The sequence below is a fragment of the Janthinobacterium sp. CG_23.4 genome, from assembly GCF_029892305.1.
In the GTDB taxonomy this organism is placed as follows: Bacteria; Pseudomonadota; Gammaproteobacteria; order Burkholderiales; family Burkholderiaceae_D; genus Janthinobacterium; species Janthinobacterium lividum_D.
Genome location: NZ_JARXUX010000001.1, coordinates 3,042,417 through 3,067,993, shown reverse-complemented (window position 1 = coordinate 3,067,993; position 25,577 = coordinate 3,042,417). Strand labels below are relative to the sequence as shown.

The 25,577-nt window shown below is 62.0% G+C and carries 20 protein-coding genes; 6 read left to right on the top strand and 14 right to left on the bottom strand.

Annotation, left to right across the window (positions count from 1 at the left end; genetic code table 11):
- A complete protein-coding gene (locus tag H4V96_RS13680; RefSeq protein ID WP_196855564.1) occupies positions 1 to 591 on the bottom strand; it encodes a DUF2760 domain-containing protein in 591 nt (196 codons plus the stop codon).
- A 360-nt stretch (positions 592 to 951) separates the two neighbouring features.
- On the opposite strand from H4V96_RS13680, the gene H4V96_RS13675 reads away from it, so the two are divergent.
- Complete coding sequence (locus H4V96_RS13675; protein ID WP_196855565.1) at positions 952 to 1,740, top strand: DUF4349 domain-containing protein; 789 nt, start codon at positions 952 to 954, stop codon at positions 1,738 to 1,740.
- 133 nt (positions 1,741 to 1,873) lie between these two features.
- Here H4V96_RS13675 and H4V96_RS13670 read toward each other — a convergent pair whose 3' ends face one another.
- Together H4V96_RS13670 and H4V96_RS13665 are read right to left on the bottom strand one after the other, a co-directional pair.
- On the bottom strand, positions 1,874 to 2,458 hold the full coding sequence (locus tag H4V96_RS13670; protein ID WP_010399414.1) for a chromate transporter: 585 nt from the start codon (positions 2,456 to 2,458) through the stop codon (positions 1,874 to 1,876).
- Positions 2,455 to 3,048 carry a chromate transporter gene (locus H4V96_RS13665; protein ID WP_070346779.1) on the bottom strand — a complete coding sequence of 198 codons (594 nt, stop codon included), beginning with the start codon at positions 3,046 to 3,048 and terminating at the stop codon, positions 2,455 to 2,457. The genes H4V96_RS13670 and H4V96_RS13665 overlap by 4 nt, the downstream gene beginning before the upstream one ends.
- A 218-nt stretch (positions 3,049 to 3,266) precedes the next feature.
- On the opposite strand from H4V96_RS13665, the gene H4V96_RS13660 reads away from it, so the two are divergent.
- Positions 3,267 to 3,488 (top strand): hypothetical protein, encoded by a 222-nt coding sequence (locus H4V96_RS13660; protein ID WP_010399409.1) that lies wholly within the window; start codon positions 3,267 to 3,269, stop codon positions 3,486 to 3,488.
- Positions 3,489 to 3,568: 80 nt separating this feature from the next.
- Here H4V96_RS13660 and H4V96_RS13655 read toward each other — a convergent pair whose 3' ends face one another.
- The 3 genes from H4V96_RS13655 to H4V96_RS13645 form a co-directional block, all read right to left on the bottom strand.
- The gene (locus H4V96_RS13655) at positions 3,569 to 3,727 is read right to left on the bottom strand and encodes a hypothetical protein (RefSeq protein ID WP_157998747.1); all 159 of its coding nucleotides are present in this window, start codon (positions 3,725 to 3,727) and stop codon (positions 3,569 to 3,571) included.
- A 372-nt stretch (positions 3,728 to 4,099) separates the two neighbouring features.
- Positions 4,100 to 4,678: a hypothetical protein gene (locus H4V96_RS13650; RefSeq protein ID WP_261981014.1), complete on the bottom strand. Its 579-nt coding sequence runs from the start codon at positions 4,676 to 4,678 to the stop codon at positions 4,100 to 4,102.
- A 372-nt stretch (positions 4,679 to 5,050) separates the two neighbouring features.
- The gene (locus H4V96_RS13645) at positions 5,051 to 5,599 is read right to left on the bottom strand and encodes a phosphohydrolase (protein WP_196855566.1); all 549 of its coding nucleotides are present in this window, start codon (positions 5,597 to 5,599) and stop codon (positions 5,051 to 5,053) included.
- A gap of 216 nt (positions 5,600 to 5,815) precedes the next feature.
- Between H4V96_RS13645 and H4V96_RS13640 the strand changes: the two genes are divergently transcribed.
- Entirely contained in the window at positions 5,816 to 8,977 is a 3,162-nt protein-coding gene (locus H4V96_RS13640) for an NAD(P)-binding protein (protein ID WP_280721005.1), read from the top strand.
- Between the two features lie 4 nt (positions 8,978 to 8,981).
- Here the strand turns inward: H4V96_RS13640 and H4V96_RS13635 are convergent, their stop codons facing one another.
- Complete coding sequence (locus tag H4V96_RS13635; RefSeq protein WP_280721004.1) at positions 8,982 to 11,810, bottom strand: hybrid sensor histidine kinase/response regulator; 2,829 nt, start codon at positions 11,808 to 11,810, stop codon at positions 8,982 to 8,984.
- A 244-nt stretch (positions 11,811 to 12,054) separates the two neighbouring features.
- Here H4V96_RS13635 and H4V96_RS13630 point away from each other — a divergent pair, with 244 nt between their 5' ends.
- A complete protein-coding gene (locus tag H4V96_RS13630) occupies positions 12,055 to 12,684 on the top strand; it encodes a LysE family translocator (protein WP_196855568.1) in 630 nt (209 codons plus the stop codon).
- Here the strand turns inward: H4V96_RS13630 and H4V96_RS13625 are convergent.
- Positions 12,647 to 13,222 (bottom strand): YceI family protein, encoded by a 576-nt coding sequence (locus tag H4V96_RS13625; protein ID WP_196855569.1) that lies wholly within the window; start codon positions 13,220 to 13,222, stop codon positions 12,647 to 12,649. The genes H4V96_RS13630 and H4V96_RS13625 overlap by 38 nt on opposite strands.
- 735 nt (positions 13,223 to 13,957) lie before the next feature.
- Entirely contained in the window at positions 13,958 to 16,663 is a 2,706-nt protein-coding gene (locus tag H4V96_RS13620; RefSeq protein ID WP_196855570.1) for a M1 family metallopeptidase, read from the bottom strand.
- A 240-nt stretch (positions 16,664 to 16,903) separates the two neighbouring features.
- Here H4V96_RS13620 and H4V96_RS13615 point away from each other — a divergent pair, with 240 nt between their 5' ends.
- Positions 16,904 to 17,527, top strand: a complete 624-nt coding sequence (locus tag H4V96_RS13615) for a glutathione S-transferase family protein (RefSeq protein WP_196855571.1) — start codon at positions 16,904 to 16,906, stop codon at positions 17,525 to 17,527.
- 121 nt (positions 17,528 to 17,648) lie between these two features.
- On the opposite strand, the gene H4V96_RS13610 is transcribed toward H4V96_RS13615, so the two are convergent.
- The 5 genes from H4V96_RS13610 to H4V96_RS13590 form a co-directional block, all read right to left on the bottom strand.
- The gene (locus tag H4V96_RS13610) at positions 17,649 to 19,817 is read right to left on the bottom strand and encodes a prolyl oligopeptidase family serine peptidase (protein ID WP_280721003.1); all 2,169 of its coding nucleotides are present in this window, start codon (positions 19,815 to 19,817) and stop codon (positions 17,649 to 17,651) included.
- A gap of 123 nt (positions 19,818 to 19,940) precedes the next feature.
- The gene (locus H4V96_RS13605; protein ID WP_280721002.1) at positions 19,941 to 21,770 is read right to left on the bottom strand and encodes a CehA/McbA family metallohydrolase; all 1,830 of its coding nucleotides are present in this window, start codon (positions 21,768 to 21,770) and stop codon (positions 19,941 to 19,943) included.
- Positions 21,771 to 21,804: 34 nt separating this feature from the next.
- Positions 21,805 to 22,089: a pyridoxal-phosphate dependent enzyme gene (locus H4V96_RS13600; RefSeq protein WP_196855573.1), complete on the bottom strand. Its 285-nt coding sequence runs from the start codon at positions 22,087 to 22,089 to the stop codon at positions 21,805 to 21,807.
- A gap of 78 nt (positions 22,090 to 22,167) precedes the next feature.
- The gene (locus H4V96_RS13595) at positions 22,168 to 22,671 is read right to left on the bottom strand and encodes a MarR family transcriptional regulator (protein ID WP_196855574.1); all 504 of its coding nucleotides are present in this window, start codon (positions 22,669 to 22,671) and stop codon (positions 22,168 to 22,170) included.
- A 354-nt stretch (positions 22,672 to 23,025) separates the two neighbouring features.
- Complete coding sequence (locus tag H4V96_RS13590; protein ID WP_196855575.1) at positions 23,026 to 23,784, bottom strand: DeoR/GlpR family DNA-binding transcription regulator; 759 nt, start codon at positions 23,782 to 23,784, stop codon at positions 23,026 to 23,028.
- A gap of 194 nt (positions 23,785 to 23,978) precedes the next feature.
- Here H4V96_RS13590 and glpD point away from each other — a divergent pair, with 194 nt between their 5' ends.
- Positions 23,979 to 25,577 (top strand): glycerol-3-phosphate dehydrogenase, encoded by a 1,599-nt coding sequence (glpD, locus tag H4V96_RS13585; RefSeq protein ID WP_261981011.1) that lies wholly within the window; start codon positions 23,979 to 23,981, stop codon positions 25,575 to 25,577.

Genomic DNA, 25,577 nt, shown 5'->3' with positions numbered 1-25,577 from the left:
TCACAGTTCCACCTCGGCCGGTGCCAGGATCGCGGCGTCGTGTTGCGCGCTCAGTTTCGGCAGGCGTACGCTGGAGGCGCGCCAGCCGCGGTGGCTGAGGGTGCCCGTGAATGGTGCGGAACCGACGACGTTACCCGTCAAGCGTACCTGGGCGCTGTCAAAGCCTTGCTGCAGCACGATGCGGCTGCCCTCGGCTTCCTGACGCACGGCGTCGATAGTGAAATATTCGCGCATGACCTTGGCGCAGCCTTCATGCACGACGCGGGCGGCGGCGCCGATATCGGCATCGGCATGGCTGCCCAGGTTTTCCTGGGTGAAGTCGATCAGGCGTGCTTCGCGTTGCAACAACGCCAGTAATTGCAGGGCGGCGTCCGGCGTGGCTTCTTTTACGATGACGGGTGCGGCCGCTGGCGTTGGCACGGGGGCCGGTGCCGGTGCCGGTGTCGGAGCGGGTGCCGGCGGGGCAGCTACGGGTAAGGACAGTTTTTCCACGCGGGCCGCATAGGCGGCGTCCGACAGGGTGCTGAAGAAGGCGCCGAAGGCTAGCGGGACGCGGCGCCAGAACGATGGGTGGGACGATGATGTACTCATAGGTAACTCGTTTCTCTGCTTTGTAGGGTGGCGTCGGCGGCGCGCCCGGTGGCGGGGCCGCTGCGCAAGGTGGTGCATGTGCCGCGCCTATCTGGCCGGCTGCGTTTGCCCGCATGATACCAGCTACGGCGCCGCCGCCAAAGTCGCCGGCGCCCCTTGTGCCTGCTGTAGGCTGGGATTTTCTTTGTCGCTACGCAAGGAAACATACGATTTTTGGCCACTTCGACTAGAATCGCGGATTGTCTTTTTGCATGACTTGCTTGTCATGTCTGGCGGCTTGTCCAGTGCTGTAGCCCGGTGAATGCGACTTGCCCGATATTGCGTTGCTGTCGCAGCACAAATAACTGTTAGAAAGAAATCATGAAAGCAGTAGGGATATATCTGATCGGCCTGGTGCTGCTGGCAGGTTGCGGCGGCAAGGACGAGGGCGCCAGCCTAGCCAGTGCCGCGCGTTTCGATGGCAAGGAACGAGGCAAGGCGTTTCTTGCCTATGAACACAATGTCAGCGTCGATACGAGCGAGGCACAAGTGCGGCCCCTGGTTGAAAAAGTGGCCGCCGCCTGCAAGGCCGATACGGAAAACGGCTGTCTGTTGCTTGACTCCGCTATCGACAGCGGGTCTTACGTGCATGCGCGCATCAGCCTGCGCGCCAAGCCTGCCGGCATCAAGAAGCTCGTTGCGCTGGTCGCGACCGGAGGCGACGTCAGCAGCGAGGGCACCAAGGTGGAAGACCTGGGCCGTCCTGTGCTCGACAGCAAGAAACGCCTGGACATGCTCAAACAGTACCAGGCCCAGCTGCAGGAGCTGGAAAAACGTTCGAGTGCGAACGTCGATGCCCTGATCAAGGTGAGCAAGGAGCTGGCCAGCGTGCAAGTGGAGCTGGAGCAGGCGACAGCGGCCAATGCGCTGCTGCTGCAGCGCATCGACACGGACTTGCTGAGCGTGAATATCAGCGCCGAAGGCAAGCAATCATTCTGGCGCCCCGTCAAGCGCGCGCTGGGTAATGTTACGGAAAACCTGTCGCAAGGGGTGGCCAACGCCATCACGACCATGGCATACATTTTGCCTTGGCTGATCGCTTTCGTGCTGCTGTACCCGCTGGGACGCAGGGGCTGGCGCCGTTTGAGAGGCTTGCCGCGCAAGGGCTAATGGGCAAGGCGCGCGCATCGTTCCCTAAGGGCAGGCGCTGTGTGCGCTCCTGGCCAGATGCAGCAGCGGCGTGGCGCAGTCGATGGATGACGAGGTGGTGCAGCCCAGCGCAGCGCCATCAGGCCGTGTCGACCTACACCAGTTGCAGCCAGCCCAGCATGGCACCGGCCGCCAGCAGCCACAATAAGTGGATTTTCGTGCGCCAGATGATCAGGCCGGCCACGATGGACAGGCTCCAGAGGGGCCAATCGGTGCGGATGTCGTGATGCGCGCTGCCCAATATCATGCCCGTGGAAATGAGCAGGGCGACGACGATGGGCGCCATGCCTTGCTTGAAAGCGCGTACGGCGCGCAGGTCGGCGTTGCGGTAGCCCCACTGGGCCGCCACGTAGGTGAGGGTGGTGCTGGGCAGCATGATGCCCACCATGGTCACCAGCACGCCCAGGTACGCGGCCGCGTAGCTGCCGGCATTCATGCCCACGTTCCAGCCCATCAGGGCGACGAACAGCACGTTCGGGCCGGGCGCGGCTTGCGCGATGGCAATCGACTCATTGAATTGCGCCTGCGTCAGCCAGCCATGCTGTTCGACCAGGAAGCGGTGCATTTCTGCAGTGGTGGAAATGGTGCCGCCGATCGACATCAGCGACAGCATCAGATAATGGCCGAACAGGTTCAGCCAGTCGCCTGCGCTCAAGGTCAGTTGCAAAGGCGGCGTCATGAGGACAGCTTGCGATAGGTCAGCAGGCAGCCGATGCCGCCCAGGCCCAGCAGGATGTACAGCAGTGGCCAGCGCAAGATCGCCACCATCAGCACGCCCAGCACCGTGATGGACAAGGTCAGCCACAGAGGCAGCGGATGCTTGCCTAGCGCGCCTGCCAGTTTCATGCCCATGGCGGCGATCATGCCGGCCGACACGGCCGCCATGCCGCGCAAGGCGCCTGCCATCTGCGCGTTGTCGCCAAAGTGCGTGTACAGCACGCCCAGCAACAGCACGATGACGAGGGGCACGGCCAGCATGCCGGCCAGTGCCGTCAGGGCGCCTCGCAAGCCGAAATAGCGCGCGCCGAGCATCAGCGACAGGTTGATGACATTCGGTCCTGGCATGATTTGTGCCAAGGCCCAGTCTTCCATAAATTGCTCTTGCGTCAGCCAGCGCTTGCGCTCGACCATTTCGCGCTGGATCACGGCCAGCACGCCACCAAATCCCTGCAGCGCTAGCCAAGTAAACGAGAAAAACAGGTCGGCCAGCGAGGCCGGTTGCGGGTGGGGCAGGTCGGGCGGGAGGGCGGCGAGGGGGGATGAGGGCATGGTTGATTATCGCCGTGGCCGCTTGCGCTTGTCCATCGCTTTCGGCAGCGCTTGTGCCTGCAAGAAAAAACCGTGGCTCATGTTTCCCTGCTATTGACATTAAGAATATATCAGCAATACTTTAAAGGCAACACGACCGCTGTTGCTGTCCGCGTTAGCGCGGCCGGCGTCGCAACGCCGTTTCCACCCCTCTATCCCCTTCGCAGGAGTCGTTCGTCATGTCTCATTACACAGAAACGCTGCATATGCCCGTCAAAACCTTGGTGCTGCATGTCCGGAGCGACCAGAAGATGTGCGATATCGTCAACCTGGGCATTGCCGTGCAGGCTGCCTTCAGTACCTTGTGTGCACTGGAATACTTGAAGTCATACAATGTCGCCCCCGAACTGATCGAGCGCGTGCTGTTGCATCCGGAGCAGCGCCGCCGGACCGTGCATTGAGTATCCTCGCGGCAACTGTGTTGCTGGCAGCCGTAGTCCGGTGTTGCCGGATTGCTCACTACGGCTCAGTTATGCACAAATCATGGCTTAGCGAAATTGGCGAAATAATTTTGTGGTGATATTGTTTGATTTTCTAAGTAACTGATTTTAATCGGTTTTATTTTTGCTGTTTGATTGAGCAGTTTATTGAAAGCCGCACGGGCTGTGGCTTTGAGGCTTGTCAATAGAGCCTTATCCACAAAGATATCCACAGTCCGTGTGGATATCTGAAAAAGCGCTTAACAATCCGCCACTTAGATAGTGGTGCCGGATCGGCGTGGCAAATGCAGCGTCGCCGCAGCCCAAGGCACGGCGGGGAATTGGCCTGTATGTTTATCCAGTACACTTGTTGTTATGCCTGACAAGGCCGATCAACACTGACTGCGCGTCGTCGTCTTCAGTCGGCGACGCTTGCTGTCCAGCCGGCCCCGCGCTTGATGCCCTGACGCTGCGGGCGTCAAGCGCGGCATCTACCCATGATTTCTTGCTTGTTTGCTGATGTCACTGCGCGCGCCGCTTTGCTTAGCCGTTGTCAACGTGGCGGTGGCGTTCCAAAGCTTGCCATCGGCCCCTCACGCTGGCGTGTCGCCGCACTGGGCCAGGGCAGCAGCGAGGTCGGTGACTTGTTGTTGCGATTCGCGCAAGGTGGCGTAGGTGCGCAGCGAGGTGATTACGGTGGTAAATAATTTGCGCGTGGTCAGGTCTGTCTTGCACCAGAAATCGTTGATGTCGTAGTCGATGACGATGCGGTGTTCGAGCGCTTGGCCGGGCTGGCCCGTACGCAGGATGATGCGCACGGCGCTGTTGTGCAGCTCGGTGCGAACTTGGTGCGCCACCTGCAGCCCGGCATCCGGGGTTTCCATGATGACGTCGAGTAGCACCACGGCGATATCGGGCGTGCTGCGCAGCAAGGCGAGCGCCTCGGTCCCCGAATAAGCGTGCAAAAAGCTCAGCCTACGGCCTTGGAAGCTGGCCTGGCTGAGGGCGAACTTGGTTACCACGTGCACATCGACATCGTCATCGACAATCAGCACGCGCCACGGCGTCGCGATCGCAGGTTCTGCTGTCGCGCCTGCGCGCCCGAGTGGCTCGTCGATTAGCCAGTCGGGTTCGTCCGCCCCCTTGGCGGCACTGTCGCTATCCATATTCATGCATTTACCCACCGTTGATCGTACTCGCGTACCCCACACTATGCCAGTCTGCGGGGTTTGTCAAAACAATGCTGTCCAGGCAAGATGGCCTGGGGCAGGATTGCTTATGCATAGCAAAATATATTTTCATGCTGCCCCAGCTGCCCCAGCTGCTTCGCTCTGGCGCTAAATCATGATTCCAAGTCGTTGATTTCATTGGATTAAAAAATTGCCTGTGAATTCAGCAAATTATTGAAAGCCGCATCAATGCTGGTGTTGCGGCTTGTCAAGAGGGACTTATCAACAACCTTATCCACAGTTGCTGTGGATATCTGAAAAAGCCGTGCAAAAACCGTGGCTTAGCGCCCGTTGGCGCAGCATGGAAAGAGACTTTCACGGCGCCATTCCAAGTCCGCCCAGCTGTGTAAAGGCGTGCAGGAAGCGCTGCTTGGCTTCGGCCGGGCCCATGGCCTCGATTATACCGGGCAAGGGGACGATGTCGTCAAGGTAATCCCAGCGCTCGGCCGAGTGGGGCATCAGGTCGCGCTTTTCCGTCGCCAAGGCGATCAGGTCGGCCCGTTTGATGGGCGCGTAATCGGAAAAATCCAGACCATAGGTGGTGGCGATGATGGCGCTGACCTTGTCTTCGAGTACGGCAAATTGCGGCAGCAGCACTTTCAAGGGTTTCACCATGTCACCGAGGTAGGCTTCGGCCGCGTCGTGCAGCAGGGCCGCCAGGCGCAAATGGGGCGGCACCAGGCCGGCGACAATCAGGCTGTGCTGGGCGACAGAGTAAAACACTTGCGTCTGTCCATTGAAGCGGCATTGGTAGGCGAGGCCATGGGCAATGTCTTCGATGGCGACCTTGTCGATATGCGGGCGCAAAGGATAAAAACGGTTGCCGGAATAGGTGGAAACGTAGTCGGTGGTAATCATTGCCATGGCAGGGTGCTCGAAACGCTGAGGAAGCTTCATCCTACACCCGATGGCAGGGACTTGCTGCGCCTGCCCTGCGCAGGCTGTTTCTTGCATGAAAGAAAGCTAAGCTATGCATCTTGGCAAATCCTTTAATTTATTTCATATCATGCATTGATATTTCTCAAATACACTAGAACACTAGAGAAATCTTGTTTGATTGAAACTTAAGGAGATAGGGCAATGACAGCGATACCTTCGGCAAGACCTGCGTATATTTATCAGGGTGGTTCGGTGATGATGCACTCGCCGCTGCAATTGAAACAGTCTGAAATGTATGGTTATTTCGTCAGGGGCGAGCTGACGAAGTTGCAAGCGACCGTCAATACCACGCTGAACCAGGTGGCGGGCCGCAAGATGACCTTGAAAGCGCTGTCACCGTACGTGATGCTGACGTTTACGCGCGTCAACCATGCCGATTCGGCCAATCCCGCCGACCAGGCCAAGGGCTGGATCACGGAAGTCGATATCGTCACCTGGATCATGGTCGGCGAGATGGATGCGGCTGGCAAGCTCGCGCATATTTATTGGTATCCCTTTCACATTTTTGTCGATGACGCGATGGCCCTGATCAACGGGCGCGAACTGTTCGGCTATCCGAAATACCTGTGCGAATACGACATTCCTGCTGCCGGCAGCGAGCCGCTGCGCTGCGCCGTGGCCGCCAAGGGTTTCCAGCATTTTTCGCCGGAAACCAAGCTGGCCTTGCACCCGTTGCTGGAAGTGAATGCCAGCGTGCAGACGGGGCAGCACCAGCCCATCAACAGTTTCCTGGAACTCATCGAGCAGGCGTTCAAGATTTTTCTCTCCATCCCCGATTTCTTCGACCTCGATCAAGCCGGCTGGGCCGATATTGTTTCCTTGCTGCGCAAGCCGCGCATCGACCAGATTTTCCTCAAGCAATTTCCCGACAGCGCGGGCGTGAAAGCCGTGTACCAGGCCCTGGTGGCCGCGCCGGCCGAGATCAACCGCCTGCACAGCGCGCGCCTGCTCGGCTACGAATACGAATGCACCTTGCATGCGTTCGACAGCTTCCCGCTGGACCAGACCCTGGGCTTGCGGCTGGGGCCGCAGGCGGCGATATTGCCGTTCCATGTCAATTTCGACTTCACGGCCATGCCGGGCGAGGAACTGGTCGACAATTCGCAGATCGCGCCGGAAAAAATCGCCATCCTCGGCGGCGGCGTGGCCGCCATGACGGCCGCCTATTATTTGACGAACCAGCCTGGCTGGCAAAACCAGCATGCGATCACTGTCTACCAGCTGGGCTGGCGCCTGGGCGGCAAGGGTGCCAGTGGGCGCAATGCGCAGCTTGGCCAGCGCATCGAGGAGCACGGCCTGCATATCTGGTTCGGCTTCTATGCGAATGCTTTCAAAATGATCAAGGAAGCGTATGCCAGCCTGGAGCGTCCGCCCGGCGCACCGCTGGCCACCTGGCGCGACGCCTTCAAGCAGCACGATTACGTGGCCCTGTCGGAAGACGTCAAGGGCCAGTGGCGCAACTGGTCCATCGTCTTTCCCACCTTGCCGGGCGAGCCGGGCGAGGGCGGCGAAGACGTCACCCTGTGGCAGATGGCGATCGCCATGGTGGGCTGGATCGAACAGTGGATACGCCAGATCCGGCAGGTAGCGGATGCCGACGCGCGCATCGTGCGCAGCAGCGCGCTGCAAGGTGATGGCGAGAGTGAGGGTGAGGGCGTCTGGCCGGGCTGGCTGCGCCACCTGGCTGACGCGGTGGTGGGGCGGGCCGATGAACTGGGCTTGGACGTGGGGTTGTCGGTGGGCGCGCTGGTGGCGCTGGTGGCCGAGCTGGCGCCCGATTCCACGCGCCATGACGCGGCCAGCCATCGGCTGCTGGCCAGCACCCTGAGCGGCATCCGTGCCTGGTTGCGCCTGCGCTACCGCGCCCTGATCGAGGGCGACGATGAATTGCGTCGCCTGTTCACTTGTCTGGACCTGGGCATAACGGTCATGAAAGGCATGTTCGACGATGGCGTGTTGAAGAATGGCTTTGACGTGATCAACGACATCGATTTCCGCGCCTGGCTGAAAAAACATGGTGGCGACGAGCAGTTCTGCATCAATTCGGCGCCCGTGCGCGGTTTTTACGACCTGGTGTTCGCCTACGAGGGCGGCGATTTCGCGAAACCGAATATCGAGGCGGGGACGCTGTTGCGATCGATGGCGCGCATCGGCTTGGCCTACAAGGGCGGCATCATGTTCAAGATGCAGGCCGGCATGGGCGACACCATCTTTACTCCCCTGTATGAAGTGCTGCGCAAGCGCGGCGTGCAATTCAAGTTCTTCCAGCGGGTCGAAGAGCTGGTGCCGGGTGCGGGCGACATCGACAGCATCCGCATCACGCAGCAGGTGCAATTGAAGGACCCTGGTTCCGGCTATGCGCCGCTGGTGGACGTGAAGGGCCTGGCGTGCTGGCCCAGCACGCCCGATTACGCACAGCTTGATCCGGTGCAGGCGGCGCTGCTGCAAGAGCACGACGTCAACCTGGAATCGTACTGGAGCGACTGGCCGCAGCAATACCGGCAAGCGTGCGGCCGCGAGCTGCCGGTCACGGTATTGAAGAAGGGCGTCGATTTCGACAAGGTGGTATTTGGTATTTCCATCGGCTCGCTGCCCGCCCTGTGCCCGCAACTGCTGGCGCAAAACCCGGCCCTGCAACTGACGGTCGAGAAGGTGAAAACCGTGGCCACGCAGGCTTACCAGGTGTGGCTCAACAAGGATTTGACACAGATGGGCTGGAGCATGCAGCCCAACGGCCAGCAGCCCGTGCTGTCGGCCTTCACGGAGCCGTACGACACTTGGGCGCCGATGGACCAGTTGCTGGCGCGCGAAGACTGGCCGGCGGGACTGGAACCGAAGAATGTGTCCTACTTTTGCAGCGCCTTTCCCGTTGACAGCTACCCGCCCGTCACCGACACGGGTTTCCCCGCCCGCTGCGCGGACAAGGCAAAGCAGGGCGCGCTGCATCAGCTGGAGCGCGAGATCGGCGCGCTGTGGCCCGAGGCCGGTGCGCCAGGCGCATTTCCCTGGCAATGGCTGGTCGATGCCAAGGCCGGCACCGGGCCGGCGCGCTTCGACAGCCAGTACTGGCGCGCCAACGTCGACCCGTCCGAGCGCTACGTGATGTCGGTGGTAAACAGCACGCAGTATCGCTTGGCCACCGATCAGTCGGGCTTTTCCAACCTGTTCCTCACGGGCGACTGGATCAAGACGGGCTTGAACGCGGGCTGCGTGGAGGCGGCCGTGATGGCGGGCATGCAGACCTCGCGCGCCATGACGGGCTATCCGGCCGTGATCCAGGGAGAGACGGACTTCCAGGCCTGATGGCTCAGGTTCCGGGCTGGTCTTCCAGGTCGCGCCGCGCCACGTCCAGTGCTGCCTGCAACTGAGGCAGGAATTGTTCTACTTCATCGAGCCGCCCATTCGAGGCCAGGGTTTCCATCTGGTGGCACAGGCTGTGCAGGGTAGGGCGGCTCAGGTAGCCGGCGCTGCCTTTCAAGGCGTGGAAGGCGGCTGCGGCTGCGCTGGCGTTGCCATCGCGCACGGCGTGGCATGCCAGGTCCAGGCGTCGCGGCGCTTCCATCAGGAACGCTTGCGCAATACGCTGCAAGTGTTGCGGTGACAGACCTGCCAGCGGCAGGATGTGCACGCGCGTCGTCATCGGATCGGCCGGCATCGGCGTGTCCGTCTGCGCCGCGCTGTTGGCGTCGTCCAGGCCAAATTGGCGCGCCAGGGTATCGTCCGCAGCCGGCATGGCCGGCGGCAGTGCCTGGCCGCGCGCCAGCAGCAGGTCGATGATGGCATTGATTTTTTCGAACAGCAGCGCTTCGTCGACTGGCTTGCTAAGGAAGTCGTCCATGCCCGAGGCCAGGTAGCGTTGCCGGTCATGTTCGCTGGCGTTGGCGGTCAGCGCGATGATGGGGATCTGTGCGTCGGCAATAGCAAATTGGCTGTTGCCGCCGTCGCGGATCAGGCGTGCGGCCTGTTCGCCATCCATCAGCGGCATGCGGCCATCCATCAGCACGCAGTCGTAGGCGCCCGTGGCCAGCGCGCGCAGCGCCTCTTCGCCGTTTTCGACGATGCTCACGGCATGGCCCATGCCTTCGAGCAGGGTGCCGATGATGATCTGGTTGGTGCGCACGTCTTCGGCGCACAGGATGCGCAGGCGGTAGGCATGGCGCGCCTGGCACGTCGGCCGGCGGGCGTCGGCCGCTGGCGCGCTGCCGTCTTGCAGTGGCAATGTGAAATGAAAACGTGAGCCGATACCGACCCGGCTTTCCACGCCTATCGTGCCTTTCATCAGTTCGACCAGTTCCTTGCAGATAGCCAGGCCCAGGCCCGTACCGCCGTAGCGGCGCGTGGTGGAATGGTCGGCCTGCTCAAACTTCTGGAACAGGCGCGGCAAGGTATCGGCGTCGATGCCGGGGCCGGTGTCGCTGATGATGAATTCGATCTCGCTACGGCCATCGCGGCGCGGTGGCGTGCGGGCGCGCCGCACTTCCAGCTGTACTTCGCCATTGGCCGTGAATTTCAGTGCGTTGCCCAGCAGGTTGATCAGGATTTGCCGCAGGCGCGTGGGATCGGCGCACACGTAGCGCGGCAGGTCCAGCGCCAGTTCGCGGCGCAGCAACAGGCTCTTGGCATCGGCCTGGCCCTGCACGATGCCGGCCGCGTCGCCGATCAGCGCCAGCAAGTCGAAGTCCAGCGTTTCCAGGGTCAGCTTACCTGCGTCGATCTTCGAGAAATCGAGGATATCATTGAGAATGGTTAGCAGAGAGACGCCATTGTGCAAGCCGATGCGCAGGTATTCTTGCGTGCGGCCTTTGATGGATTGGTCGCGCAGGGCGAACTTCAGCATGCCGATCACGCCAGCGAGCGGCGTGCGGATGTCGTGGCTCATGGCCGACAGAAAGTCGATGCGATGGCGGCTCACCACTTCCGCATGTTCCTTGGCCTTCAGCAGGGCGTCGTTGCTGAGGGTCAGCGCCAAGGTGCGTTCCCGCACGCGCTGTTCCAGGTTGTTGCGCAGCAGGCGGATTTGGTCGGCCAGGGCAAAGGCCAGCAGCAAGCCGTCAAGCGTGCCACCGAGCAGCGTCACCAGCTGGGCGTTGGCCACCATGGCTGGCATCAGGCCCAGGTTGGCCGGCAGTATCATGAAGCCGGGCAGCATCAGGGCGACGAAGGCCAGCACGAAGAAGCGCGCCGGCTGGTAGCCGCAGCGCCACACGACGATGCCGCAAATGAGCGCCAGCAGCATCCAGATGCTGATCACGATGGTGGCCAAGGTGTGTGCATACGACAGGGCGAAGAAGCAGCTAGGCAAGAGCAGCAGCGGCAGCACCAGGTTGACCTTGCTGATGCGGTACAGCAGGCGCGAATAGTCGCGCAGTCGCAGGAAATGCATATAGAACAGGGTGCTGAAGACGGGCAGCAGGAAAAACGGCACGTAATGCAGCTGCAGCTGGTGCCAGTCGAACAGGTCGGCGAAGACGTGGAAGGTCATGGCCCAGGCCAGGCCATACGTCAGCACGTACAGCACGTAATAAGCCGAGGCCTTTTCCAGGGTAATGGAAAAGATGAAGAAATTGAACAGGCCCAGCGCCAGCAGGGCGCCGATGGAGGCCACTATCAAGAAGTTTTGCTTGCCCACCAGCTTGCGGTAGTCCTGCTGCGTCTGCATGCCGAACAGGGGCGCGCGCGCGTAGTAGGGGCTGGAAAAGCGGATCAGGATGTCATACGTGGCACCGGGCGCCAGCTGCACGTTCCTGCCGTAGTGCAGCAAATATTCGTGTGGGCGCTGGTAGCCCGTCAGCAAGGTTTGCGGCGCCGCTTGCGGCCCCGGACCATACACGTAAAGGTCGACCAGGTCGATCAGGGTGTCGTTCGGGTCGATGACCCAGGCCGCGACGTTGCTGTCGTTGCGCACCTGCGCATGCAACCAGTAGGCGCCGCCGAACAGGTCGACTTGTCCGGCCGGGCGCTGGCGCGCCAGCCAGGCGGGCAGTGCAGCGGCGTCGGCAGGTGCGGCCTCATTTGCAGCGAGAAATAGTTGCCCGCCTTTGCCCAGGTGTACGATGCCTTGCTGTGTCAGGGGCAAGGGCGCTGCCTGCGCCGCGCCGGCCAAGCCCAGCAGGGCGAACAGCAGAAGGAACTGCATACCGAACAGAAGCGGCCAGCCGCATAGCCCGCCGCTGACGCGGCAGATGGGGGCGCGGTGGCTGGATGGGGGCGGGTGGGCTGGCATCGATGAGTGAGGTGATGGTCGCGCTGGAATCGGCGGCAATGCCGTTTGCTATGGATACGTCATTTTAATCGACTCTTGGTGACGCAAGTGCAATTTCATCTGCTGTCGGCATGGCGAGTGCTACGGTATCATGGCGTTTTTTTCCTGCGAGACTTCCATGCTCAGTGCCGACCAGTTGCTGGCCTTCCTGGCCGCCGCCGTTCTCATTACCGCCAGTCCCGGCCCCGACAATCTGATGGTGCTGGGCGTGGGCATGTCGCGCGGGCGTCGCCAGGGCATGGCATTCGGCCTGGGCTGCGCTCTTGGTTGCCTCACCCACACTGTGCTGGCGAGCATCGGTGTGTCGGCCGTGCTGGCCGCTACGCCCACGGCATTGACCGTGCTGAAAGTGGCCGGCGGGCTGTACCTGATGTACTTGGGGATCGGCGCCTTGCGCAGTCGAGGCGGCGCGAAAGTCGATGGCGCGGCCGCCTTGCCCGATGAATCATTGCTGCGCCTGTTCGGCAAGGGTTTGTTTGCCAACAGTATCAATCCGAAAGTCGTGCTGTTTTTCCTCTCGTTTTTGCCGCAGTTCATTGTCACTGGCCAAGGCAATGCCAGTTGGCAGACCGCGCAGCTGGGCCTGGTCTTCACGGCGCAGGCGTGTGTGCTGTTTGGCTTGCTCGGCTATTTTTCCGGCGCCGTCGGCCGCTGGCTCAACCGCCGGCCGCGCGCCGGCCTGTGGCTGGACCGCGTGGCCGGCAGCATCTTTATCGGCCTGGGCTTGCGCCTGATCCTGGCGCGCTGACTTCCTGGCGGGCGCTAATGCGGAACGCCAGTTCCATCTGGTCCTGCACCGCCATGGCGCCGCCGAGGATGGCGAATGGCACGATGCCGAAGTCGCTTTGTTTCAGCAGCAGGCTGCCGCTGGCCTGCAGGCCGCGACCATCGGCCGCTTCTTCTATGCGTACGGGCAACTGCACCGTGCGCGTCACGCCATGCACAGTGATGTCTGCTTCGAGCATCTCTTTGTCGTCCGTGCGGCGCGCCTCGATACGCACCCACGGATAACGCTCGGCCTCCAGCACGCGCACCAGCATGTTGTGGCGCGTGCCGGCGATGGCGTCCGCTGACGGCGTCGTCGTCAGGCCTGCCGCCTGGCGCAAGCCCTCTTCATCCACACTCATCTCGTCGAGCCGGAACTGGAATTGCGCGCGTCCCAGCGCCGGCGCCACCACGCCTTGCAGATTGCGGCTGGCGATCACATGGTCATGCCCGAGCCGGGCCAGCGCGCCGCCGCGCCGCACGGTGATGGTCAGCAGGGATTGCTGTGGAACGATGTGCAAGACCCCTTTTTCTTGCTGTTGCCACGCGGGCGCTGGCGCGGGTGTGGCAGCAAGGGCGGCTGGCCCAGGTGCATGGGCCGGCGTCTGGACGGGAGCGGGCGGCAACGGTGTGCACGCCGCCAGCACGATGCAGGCAAGCAGACAAACGGTGCCGATAGCGCACGGCTGGCGATAGTTCTGGCTGGGCATGGGCTGTAGGGGTGACGGTGATGCAGTCATAGTACGCGATCGGCGCGTCGGCGCGCGTGTAATGTTAGCGCTACGTCATAAGGCGGTCATAGGGCGGTCATATAGCGCTGCTATGATGCTGTTGTTGGCATATGGCATGTGTTGCGCAAATCACTACGCTCCGGGAGCGATAGGATGCAGGCATGGCTCAACAGCTTAGCCGGTGAGCTCAAGCATCGGCACCAGATACGTGAAACTTGTTTTACAGCAATGATCGCAGGGCGTGGCAGGGGGAAAGCAGCAATCGTGCAGGGATTTAATGAAGTTCTAAGCCTGTTACAGGCAAGGGCTGGCATAGTGGAGTCATGGCGCACGGAAACCCCGGGCCCAGGGTTGCCGGACACCTCAATGACCGGCACGATTTCCGCTTTTGCTGTCGCTTTTTATGCTTCCCCAGTTTATCCCTGCGCTCTGAAACAGCGTTTCAACCGGCTACCGCACTGTGCGAAGCCGGTTTTTTTTGTCTGCTTTTTCTTCTTGCCGGCGCCGTCGCGCCGGCAATTGTACTCAGCCCGCCTGCTTCGCCAGCCATGCATCGATGGCCGGCAGCCGTTCGGCACGCAGTTTGATGCGGTACTTGATGCCAGCGACGGAGCTGTCGGCGTCGCCGCGCGCACCGGCCGGCAGGTGCGCTTGCGCGTACGCTTCGAGCTTGGCGATCATGTCCGGCTGCGCCGAAGCGGCGGCCAGGCGCGGGACGTAGCGGCTGCGCGAGCTGGCGTCGATGCGCGCATAGACTTGTTCCAGGTGCGCCAGCGCGAAGTCGAATGCCAGCTCAGGATGCGTGCGCGAAACGCGCGAGATCATGGCTGCGCTGTTGGTCACGCCCGGCTCTTCCGTCAGCGCCAGCGTTAGCGCCCGTTGTGCCAGAGCGGCATCATCGCTGGCGGCCAGCAAGTCGTACAACTGGTTCTTCACCAGCGGCGTTTTTTCCTGCTTTGCCTTGGCGTGCAGCTGTTCCCAGGTGGCCGCATCGGCATGCTGCGCCACCACGCCCAGGATGCTGCTGCGCAGGGCTGCGGACATGGCGGCGGGATCGTGCAGGCTGGCTGCGTAGCGGCGGCGCGCCTCTTGCAGTACGCCCGGCTCACCCATGTCGCCGAGGATGGAAATGAGGCGTCCGCGCAGGGTCGCCACGCTGGACGCTTCGCCCGCGCGCGCTTCCCAGCCCGTCTGCGTCATCATCGGTGTCAAACGCGTCATGGCAAAGCGGCCGAACGCCTTCTGGCGCGCTTTGCTGTCCACGCTGTCACCCGCATATTGTTCATATAGACTGTTGAGCGAGGCGGCCACCCGGCCCAGCACCTGCGGATCGGCCGACAGGGGCGTCGCTTTCAGCAGTTCCAGGAAACCGGCCGGGTCTTGCAAGCCCGCCATGCTCAGCGACTGGCTATCGGCCAGCAAACCCAGTTGATCGATCGGCGCCAGGCGCGCAAAGCTGCCTGCCAGAGCGCGCGCGCCGGCGGGCGCGTAGACGGTGCGGTAGTAGCCGCTCTGGCCCACGTTCACCAGCAGGGCGCCGCAACCGGGCACGTTCAAAATCGCCTTGCCATCCTTGACCAGTACGCGCGCCGGCTTGCCGTTGCCGACCGTCGAGGCGATCACCGGCACTTTCCACGACAGCGGTTTCTTGTCCGGCTGGTCCTTGGAAAATTCGCTCTGCGTCAGGGTCACGCGGGTGCTGCCCTTGCTGCACACGGCGTCGCTCACTGTAATCATCGGCACGCCCGGTTGCAAGGTGAAATCATGGGCGATGGCGCTGACAGGCTTGCCGGCGGCAGCATCGACTTCGCGCCACAAGTCGTCCGACACCGTATTGCCATAGGCATGCTTGCGCATGTAGTTGCGCACGGCCGTGCGCCAGGTGTCGGCGCCGACGTACGCTTCGAGCATGCGGATCACCGCTTCGCCCTTTTGATAGGTGATGCCGTCGAAGGCCTGGCTGGCTTGCTCCACGGTGGCGATGCGCTGCACCACTGGATGCGTGGTGCGCAGCGCGTCCTGGCTCATCGCAGACTCGCGCCCGCCGACGTTGGACAGGGCCGTGTTCCACTCCGGGTGCAGACGCTCGGTGGTGCGGCTTTCCATCCACGACGCAAACCCTTCGTTGAGCCACAGGTCATCCCACCAGCGCATGGTGACCAAATCACCGAACCACTGGTGCGCCATTTCATGCGATAGCGTGGTGTAGATGTTTTCCTTGTCGGTCTGGGTCGAGATGGTCGGATCGAGCAGCAGGGCGTATTCGAAGGTGAAGACGGCGCCCCAGTTTTCCATGGCGCCGAAGAACTGGCTGCGGCCCGGCGCGGCGATGTTGTCGAGCTTGGGCAGCGGGTAGCGCACGCCGAAATAATCATTGTATTCGCGCAGCAGGGCGCTCGACTCGTCGAGTGCGTAGCGGCTTTGCGCCAGCGCGCCTTTCTTGGTGATGACGCCTACTTCCGTGCCGTCGGCCATCTTTGTTGCCCGCTCGAAGTCGCCCAGGCCGAAAAACAGCAGATACGTCGACATGCGCGGCGTGGTGGCGAAGCGCACGTGCTTCATGCCATTACCCAGTTCTTCGCTGCTGGCAATGGGCATGTTGCCGACTGCCATCTGCTTGCTTGGCACGATCACGTCCAGCGCGAACGTCGCCTTGTAGTCCGGTTCATCCCAAGACGGCAGCATGCTGCGTGCATCCGAATTTTCGAACTGCGTGTACAGCGCGCGCTGGCGCCCCTGCGGTGTGTCGTAGTCGAGCGAGAACAGGCCCGTGGCCTGCGTGCCGATCTTGCCACTGTAGTCGATGCGCAACTGGTACTCACCCTTGGCCAGCGGCTGGTCAAAGTGCAGCGTCGCCGTCTGCTTGTCGGCATCGAACTCGATCTGGCGCGTCACTTGCTTGCTGCCGCCAGCGCCTTCGATGGCGGCGCTGGCAAACGCCAGGTTCAAGGCATTCAAGGTGATGCTGGTCGTTGGCGTGTCGACGGCTACCTTGATGGCGGCTGCGCCCTTGAAGGTGGCGGCGGCAGCGTCTGGCGTGATCGACAGCATATAGTGCAAAGGCGTGACGCCGCGTGGCAGCTGCGTCGTGGTGGCGTTGGCATGGCTGGCCGAGGCGTACTTGACGCCAGGGGCGGCGTGGCCCGGCTTGAAGGCGGTGATGGCAGTCAGTGCCAGGACAGCTGCGGCCAGTTGGCTGCGGCGGAAACGCGGTGTTGGTATGCGATGCATGGTATGCCCTTGGTGCATGAGTAAAACGCCCGTCAGCCGGGTAGGCCGCGAGCGTCGATGGCGGTAGCGGGACATCGCTGGAACTGAACGCCAGCGCTCCCGTAGGCAATCTAAGGCGAAACGGATGCAAAGTCAACGCGCCAGTGCCGCCGCTGGTATGATGGGTAGCGGGGCGCGCTGCCACAGGCGAGTGCCGCACCCGATTGTCCACCACCACCACAACCAGACGAGATCAAGCGCATGAAACTGTATATCAGCCCCCGCACGCCCAATCCACGCCGCGTCACGATGTTTATCGCCGAGAAAGGCATCACCGGCATCGAGGAAGTGGCGCTTGACCTGATGGCGGGCCAGCAACGTGACCCTGCCTTCCTGGCGAAAAACCCGCTGGGCCGCGTGCCCGTGCTGGAACTGTCGGACGGGCGCGTGTTGACCGAGGCACGCGCCATCTGCACCTACCTGGAAGGCTTGCAGCCGCAGCCGAACTTGATGGGCGAGGGTTTCGAGGAGCGCGCCTTCATCGAAATGGCCGACCGCCGCGTGGAGCTGAACTTGCTCAGTGCCGCTGCCAACTGGGCGCGCCACGGCCATCCGGCCCTGGTGGCGATGGAAAACCCGCAGTTGCCCGATTTCGCTGCGGCGCAGGCGGGCAAGCTGCGCGAGACCGCGCAATGGCTGGACCAGTTGCTGGCCAAGCAGCCCTACATCGCTGGCGACCGGTATACGATTGCCGACATCACGGCCTTTTGCACGCTGGAATTTGTGCGCGGCCTGATGAAGTACCGTCCGGGCGCAGAGGGATTGGAGCACCTGCAGGCTTACCGCGACCGCATCGCCGCGCGCCCCAGTGCGCAGTCGAAATAAGCAATGTCTGCGGCCCGCGTCGACAATGTTGTCGGCTTACGCCCGTTGGGCTAAGCCGACCTACGCCTACCGACAGCCCGGTAGGTCGGATTACCGGAACGCGTAATCCGACACCACCACATTACTTCAGCTGCTCTAGCAGGAAGGTATAGGTCAGCGCCCACATCAGCGCCTGCTGGTCGTTGTTGGCGGCGCCCGCATGGCCGCCTTCCGTGTTTTCCCAGTACAGCACGTCGTGGCCTTGCTCTTCCATCTTGGCCACCATCTTGCGCGCATGGCCAGGGTGGACGCGGTCGTCGCGCGTCGAGGTCGTAAACAGCACGCGCGGATACTTTTTATCCTTGAAGACGTTCTGGTACGGCGAGTACTTGCTGATGTAAGCCCATTGTTCCGGCACGTCCGGATCGCCGTACTCTCCCATCCACGAGGCGCCCGCCAACAGCTTGTTATAGCGGCGCATGTCGAGTAGCGGTACCTGGCTGACGACGGCGTTGAACAAATCGGGACGCTGTACCAGCACGGCGCCCGTCAGCAGGCCGCCATTGCTGCCGCCCATGATGCCCAGGTGGCGCGCGCTGGTGATCTTGCGCTTGATCAGATCTTGCGCCACCGAGATGAAATCGTCATACGCGCGCTGGCGGTTTTCCTTCAGCGCCGCCTGGTGCCAGCGGGGGCCGAATTCGCCGCCGCCGCGGATATTGGCCAGCACGTAGACGCCGCCCTTTTCCAGCCACGCCACGCCGGTGGTGCCGCTGTAGCTTGGTTTCAGCGATACTTCAAAGCCGCCATAGCCATACAGCACGGTAGGGTTGCGGCCATCGAATTTCGTCTGCTTGCCCATGATGGCGAAATACGGCACCTTGGTGCCATCCTTCGATGTCGATTCGAACTGCTCCACCTTGTACGGCGCGCCGTCGTAGTAGGCGGGCAGCGATTTGATTTTTGTGCGTTTGTCGCTACCCGACGTGGCCAGGTACAGGGTGGTGGGGTTGAGGAAGTCGGTCACCGTCAGGAAGTACTGGTCCGAGTCGACCGGATCGAGCGCACTGACGGCCAGGGTGCCCAGTTTCGGCGCATCGACGGCGCGGCGCTGCCACTTGCCGTTCACATGGCGCAGCTCCGTCAGGCGGTTCTTGACCTTGTCCAGGGTCGTCACGAGGATGGCTGATTTCGTTGGCGTGACATGGTCCAGCGAAGACGTGGCGGTCGGTGCGTACAGCACTTCCATCTCTTGCTTGCCCAGCATGAAGGCCTTGAAATCGGTCGCCAGCAAGGAGCCTTGCACATAGGTCTTGCCGTTCACTTTCCAGTCCGAGCGCAAGGTGATGATCAATTGGTCGCGCACGGTCGATGCCGTGGCGTCGTCCGGTTTCGGCACTTTCTTCAAGTCGGCGCCGTCGCGCAGGAACATTTCGCCGCTGTAGAAATCGATTTGTCGCTCGATGAACTGGTGTTCGTGGCCGGGCGTGAAGTCTTTGTAGGCGCCCGCGCTCAGGTCGTCGGCCTTGGCTTCGTATAATGTTTTCGCCTGCGCCAGCGGCGTGCCGCGCTGCCATTCTTTGATGATGCGCGGGTAGCCCGAGCTGGTCATCGTGCCGGGGCCAAAATCGGTGGACACGAAGATGGTATCGTGGTCGATCCAGCTGGCGCTGCCTTTCGCTTCGGGCAGGCTAAAGCCGTCCTCGACAAAGGCGCGTTTGGCGACGTCGTATTCGCGCACCACCTGGGCGTCGCCGCCGCCGCGCGACAGGGAAATGAGGCAGCGCTCGGCTTTCGGATACAGGCAGGAGGCGCCGGCCCAGACCCAGTTTTCATGCTCGGTGGTGGCCAGCTGGTCGAGGTCGATCACGGTTTCCCAGGCCGGTTCCGCCAGTTGGTACTGCGCCAGCGTGGTGCGACGCCAGATGCCGCGCACATGCTGGGCATCGCGCCAGAAATTATAGTAAAAAGCGCCTTCCTTGCTGACGTAGGCAATGCGCTCCTTCGAATTGAGGATGGTTTTCAGACGCGCCTGCAGGGTCGGGAAGCCTGGACGGGCTTGCAATTGTTGGGTGGTGACAGCGTTGCGCTGTTGGACCCAGGCCAGCGGCTTGTCGCCGAGGACTTCTTCCAGCCACAAATGGGGGTCGGCCGGAGCCGTGGGCGCGGGTGCTTGCGCGTGGGCGATGCCCGCTGTAGCCAGGCCGAGCAGCACGCTGCCGGCGAAAGTGCGATAAAAAGACATGGACGGTTCCTTGGCGGTGTTCGGCTGCGCCGTCTTGCTCTCAAGACGGCGCAGCCATGTTGCCATGGATTAATGCGGGGAACCAGCCTCCAACGGTGGCATGCCAAGAAACAGCATGCTTTTCTAATATTATTTCCTAAAATTGCATGGCGCCGTAGAATCTGCGGCGCCGTCACGCTCAGACATTGCTTACTGCAGCTGCATCACCCACACGGGTGCCGACCAGACGAGCTTGCCATCGTCCTGCGTTAAGCGCGCGTAATAGAAATGCGGGCCGGGCGCCGGTGTGACGGTGATGCTGGCCTGGTTCGACACTGGGGTGACGGAACCGTTGCCGCCCGGCACACCGTGGAAAATGGCGACGGCCGCCGCTTGCCGCCCGGCGCTGTTGCTGAAATGGGTGGCCAGGTGCAAGGGGCCGTGGTTATCGAAACGCTCGCCCATCAGCCGGCCATTGGCCGTAAATAGCAGTTGCGCATGTTTGTCCATGGTGGCAAACACCCGTCTCGCGCGCAGCGCCGCAAGGAAACTGTCGCGTGTCACGGGCGTGCCGGCGGCCGCACTGGCTACCAGCACAGCCGTGCGGTTGCCGTAGGCGGCGCCCCAGTTGGCGCAGTGGTTATCCTGGTTGCTGCTGAAGGCCACATGGTAGCCGGCGGCCAGGGCGCGGTTGCAGCCTGCCTCGTAGTTGCTGCGCCGCGTCTCCGTTTCCTCGTCGTTGCTGGAAAAGGCGGAGCTGTTCATCACCTCGCACAGCACCATGGCCACATCGCCGTCCGGTGTGTAGCCCAGCGGCTGGCCGTTGACGAGAAACTGGCCCGTTTGCGCGGGGTGGTTGAACTGGCCAAGCCAGCCCCGTTCGCGCATCAGCGCGTACAGGCCCGCGTAATCGCCCTTCGGCGTTTCCACGTCAGCCAGTAATTCACCGCTGGCATTTCTTTCCCAGCCCAGCAACTGTTCGCTATTGAGGATATTCACATGACCACCCTGGTTGATGACGCCCCATTCCATGCCGTACAGAGCCAGGAAGCCGGGGTGGGCGTTTGTATAGGCGGCCGCTTCGGCCAGGCCCGTCTGATATAGGGCTTTTGCTTCGGCAGGCTTGGCGCGTGCATTCGTTCCATCGGAGCCGTCGTACATATGGTTGTGCTCGGATGTCAGCAGTGCATCCAGGCCGTGTTTATGCGCATAGGCATAGGCATCGGTGGGGCCGTAGGGCGCCGTTTGTGGTTTTTGCGCGCCATGGCAGGCGTCGAGCGCTGCGCCGCCGTCGCTGTGGCGCGTCTGGCTGTGCAAGTTGGCGTAGGCGATGCGATAGACGATCCGGCCATCCAGGCTGGGCAGTTGTTGCAGGCCGGCCTGAAAGGCCGGTACGCGCGCTGCCGTACCTCGCCCGCGCTGCACCTGGATGTGCCATTGTTGTTCCACGTGCACTTGCGCTTGCTGCGGCGTGCCGGCAGCCGCTACGGCCAGCAGGCGCAGCGCGTACAAGCCGTCCGGCACCAGCACGCGCCGTGCGCGGGTATTGGCGTTGGCGTCGGCGTCGGCGTCGGCGTCGGCGTCGGCGCGGCCATCCCAGAGTACGGTGACGCTCTGGCTGTCGGCGCCCACCTGCTGCGTGCCCGACCAGCGTCGCAGCACGGCCCCTTGCGGGCCGGCGCCGGACAGTGTCAGCGTCCAGCGCACTGCATGGCTGCGCCCCCCGTCGGGATAGGCGAGGCGGATAAGAAATGTACGTGCCTGCGTGGCGCTTTCTATGCGCGTGGCGCGGAACGGCGCGACGACGGTGGCGTCGAGTTCGCTGTGTTCCTTAGGCTCTTGCGCTGCTGGCGTGTTGCTCCACGTAATGAACAACACGCCAGCGCCAGCCAGCCATGGCACCCACGGTGGCCGCCAGCGTCGTAGTGTCTTGACCATCGTTGCCTCGCGCGATAGCTGCAGATGGTAGTGAGACACGCTGCGCTGCGTGCAAGTTCCCGCGTGCGCCGGCATTGGCACCCTGGCTGCGTGATGTGCCATGATCTGGCGCAAAGCTGTTGTTCTTATTCTAGCGTTAGGGCGGCGATAGCGTGGCGCTGCTCGTTTCCGGCAGCACGATGATGACGGGTATGTCCAGCTGGCGTCCCGCGTAGGCCACGGCGATGCCGGCATTGCCGCCAGAAGCAGAGATGAACCGGCTGGCACCACGTTGCGCGTATTGTTCGCAGGCGAGACCGATGCCGCGAATCGTGAAGGTGCCGGGCGGCTGCAAGGCTTCAAGCTTGAGCCAGATGTCGCGTTCGCTGTACAGGCTTAGGGCGCGTGAGTTGCGCGCCGGGGTTGCGATGTGCAAGGCCATTGTGTGCCTGGTGGACGCTCACGCCAGCAGCACAGCTGAAGTGCGCGTGCCTGCGTCTCACCGTTGCCGCAAGCCGTTTTAATTTAGCGGCACGCTTTTGAGCTGATGCGTGCGCGCCACTTCCTTCATCGCCTCGAGCAGGGCATCGCGCAGCTGGCGCGGCAGCTTGCCGAAGAATTCTTCGTCATTCTGGTCCGCCATCCCGGCCAGCACGGGCACCAGCGCTTCGCCTTCCGTGGTCAGTTCGATCGAGTGCTGGCGGCGGTCGGCCAGCAGGATCGACTTACTGACCATGCCCTTGCTTTCCAGGCGGTCGATCAGCTTCGACACGGCGCCCTTGCTCATGCCGGACACTTGCGCCAGCACCGTGGGCGAGGTGCAGCCCAGGCGGAACATTTCGCGCAGTACCACCCATTCGGACAGCGTCACGCCGTTGGCTTCGGCTTTTTTCTGGAAGCCGTGGGAAACATGGTTGGACACGAAACGTAGCCAGTAGCCGAGATGGGCTTCGAGCTCGCTGACGGGAGCGCTGTTGGAATGGGTGGCTTGCGGCGTGGCGGCCGTTTCAAAATTATGGCTCATTTATCTTCCTTCACTGGGCGGCGTTACCGGCATGGTCAAGGCCTTCACGCTTGCCGTCGAGTGGTTTGTTGGGGAACAATCATGCTGCTTGAGGCAGTTCTAACACTGTTTTCACAGGAAATCACTGGCCGGCAAAGAGTTTTTCCTTTTTTCTTGCTCTGGATATATAAAAAGCAATATCAAGTGAATAATCGTATTGCTGGAGTGGAAGATAAAAAAAATAACTCATGTTGCATCAATGGTAACAGCTTTTTTTCAACTTGATAAATATTTCATATCATTCGCTGTGCTTGCCCATCGCTGCCGTATTGCCCACGCGACAGTGCCAAGGGTGGCTGCAGACCTGCCAGCCGCTCAGGCCACCACCACCTTCACGCCTGCCTCGCGCAGGACTGCGGTAAAGCGGGCCGGCGGCGACGCGTCCGTAAACAAGAGATCGATTTGTGCCAGGTCGGCCAGGCGCACCAGCGCCTTGCGGCCGAATTTATGCTGGTCGGCCACCAGCCATACTTCGCGCGACTGCTCGATGATGGCTTGCGCCACCTTCACTTCGCGTGCATCGAAGTCGCGCAGGCTGCCGTCTTCGTCGATGCTGGAAATGCCGATGATGCCGATGTCGACCTTGAATTGACGGATGAAGTCGATAGTGGCCTCGCCCACGATGCCCCGGTCGCGCCCGCGCACCACGCCACCAGCGACGATGACTTCGCAGGCAGCGTTGTCGGCCAGGATGGCCGCTACGTTGAGGTTGTTCGTCACCACGTGCAAGCCGCTGTGCTGTCCCAGCGCGCGCGCCACTTCCTCGGTGGTGGTGCCGATATTGATCAGAAGCGAACAGCCATGCGGCACTTGCGCGGCGACGGCGGCGGCGATGCGCCGTTTGGCATCGCTATTGAAGACCTGGCGCTGGCTGTAATCGATGTTTTCCACGGAGGAGGGCAAGCCCACGCCGCCGTGATAGCGCGCCAGCAGGCGCGCTTCTTCCATTTGCTTGACGTCGCGCCGCACGGTTTGCGGCGTGACACCGAGTTGCTGGGCCAACTCCTCGACTGACATGGTGAGTTTCTGGCGCACCACTTCAAGCAAGCGGCGCTGGCGGGGATTCAAAATCATGGGCATATCTCTTTAAAATTCCACAAACGAAGAAAATCGAACAAATGCGGGTAAAAATATGTTGCTATGAGTTCGATTTATGGCGTAATCTTAACCATATTGCATTCGTATGACATCCGTATTGATCTTAACCACAGTCGTCGGGTGTGCCTAGTCTTTCTTGATCGCCTGTCCTTGATAATGATGGAGTTCCGATGGCCTTAGTACAGCAGGGAATCGACGCAGTGCTCGAATCTGCGATGGAATGCGACCTGCTGGTGGTGGGCGGCGGCATCAATGGCGCGGGCATCGCGCGCGACGCGGCCGGTCGGGGCTTGTCGGTGGTGCTGTGCGAAAAAGATGACCTGGCCGCGCACACCTCGTCGGCTTCCACCAAGCTGATACACGGTGGCCTGCGCTACCTCGAATATTATGAGTTCGGCCTCGTGCGCAAGGCGCTGATCGAGCGCGAAGTGCTGCTGCGCTCGGCGCCGCACATCATGTGGCCGTTGCGTTTCGTCATGCCACATGCGAAGGGCCAGCGCCCAGCCTGGCTGATACGCGCCGGCCTGTTTCTCTACGACATGCTGGCGAAGCGCGAAATCTTGCCAGCCTCCAGCGGCATCGACCTTCGGCGCCACGCGGCAGGAAAACCTTTAAAGCCGGAGTTCAAGCGCGGCTTCGTGTATTCCGATGGCTGGGTCGATGATGCGCGCCTGGTAGTGCTCAATGCCATCGACGCGGCCGACAGGGGCGCGCATGTGCTGACGCAGACGCGCTGCACGGCGCTGGTGCGCGACACTGCGGGTAACAACGATGCTTGGCTGGCGACCCTGCAGAAGAGCGACGGCAGCGTACTGTCGGTGCGCGCGCGCAGCGTCGTCAATGCGGCGGGACCGTGGACGGCCGAATTCATGCAACAGGCGGCGCCCGGCCGGCAAGGCCAGAATTTGCGCCTGATCAAGGGTAGCCATATCGTCGTCAAACGCCTGTTCGCGCATGACCACGCCTATATTTTTCAGCATCCGGACGGGCGCATCGTGTTTGCCATCCCTTACGAGGATGATTTCACCTTGATCGGCACCACCGACCTTGATTATCACGGCGACAGTGGCAAGGTGGAAATCGATGACGAGGAAATTCGTTACTTGTGTGAACTTTCAAGTTATTATTTCAGTAAGCCCATTGTGCCTGCCGATGTAGTCTGGACGTATGCTGGCCTGCGCCCGCTGGTGGAAGACGCGGCGGCCGATGCCAAGTCCGTCACGCGCGATTACCGTTTCGAGCTGGACCAGGACGGCGCGCCGATGCTGAGTGTTTTTGGCGGCAAGATCACCACCTTCCGCAAGCTGGCCGAGGAGGCCCTCGATCTGCTGGAACCCATGTTGGTACCCGAGCCAGGCCAGAGGCGGCGGGCCTGGACGGAACACGCCTGCCTGCCTGGCGGCGACGTGTTCGGCAGCACGCCGCAGAACAAGTCAGTGCGTGAGTTCGGCCAGTTCGTGCAAGGCTTGCAGCACGCCTACGCATGGCTGCCGGCGGCGTTGGTGGCGCGCTATGCGCGCGCCTACGGCACGCGCATCCATATGCTGCTCGATGGGCGTAAGGACGTGGCAGCCATGGGCGAGGAAATTGCCGCCGGCCTGTACGCGGCGGAAGTCGATTATTTGCGGCGCCACGAATGGGCCGTCAGCGCGGCCGACATCCTGTGGCGGCGCTCCAAGCTGGGCCTGCACTTGCCGCGCGAAACGGCGGTCAGTCTCGACGCCTGGTTGTTGCAACATCCGTTGCTGCAGCATCCGTCGGTGCAGTAA